Genomic DNA, 535 nt, shown 5'->3' on the forward strand with positions numbered 1-535 from the left:
TTTGTACAACAGCGATAAAAGACCACCTTTGCGAGAGGGTGACATCATCGCTCATGGTCATACGCATGTTCCCGTAGCCGAAATGAAAGAGGGTGTGGTGATCTTTAACCCCGGTTCAATGACCTTCCCGCGTAACGGTTTACCAAGAAGTTTTGGATTACTGGATGGGAATACGCTCAGTGTTCAAACGCCAGAAGGTGAAGTGCTGGCGCAGACGACGATTTAACGACCAACTAAGGTTAGTCGCTACGAAAATGATTTAAATAAGGGAACCGAGTGTTCCCTTATTTTGTATCGGAATGACCGAGATCGCGCTCTGGGTCGATGATGTCTCTTACGCGCTGTTTTAGTACTTTTGCCTCAGGAAAACCGCTGTCCTTCTTACGTTCCCAAATTTGCTGGCCATTGCAGAAAATCTCGAATCGACCACCTGTGTCTGGATGCAAACTGATGGTTTCGATTTCTTCGCTAAAAGTATGCAGCAACTCTTGTGATAGCCAAGTCGAACGCAACATCCAGTTGCATTGTCGGCAGT

General features: G+C 46.7%; 2 protein-coding genes. One reads left to right on the forward strand and one right to left on the reverse strand.

From position 1 onward, the window contains the following. Positions 1 to 226: metallophosphoesterase family protein (locus R7Q09_RS28055; protein ID WP_318144195.1), on the forward strand; the 226-nt coding region annotated here is incomplete at its 5' end. Positions 227 to 284: 58 nt separating this feature from the next. Here R7Q09_RS28055 and R7Q09_RS28060 read toward each other — a convergent pair. Continuing rightward, a partial coding sequence (locus tag R7Q09_RS28060; protein ID WP_318144196.1) for a SelT/SelW/SelH family protein occupies positions 285 to 535 on the reverse strand: 251 nt, incomplete at its 5' end.

This window comes from Vibrio sp. 2130-1 (assembly GCF_033339515.1).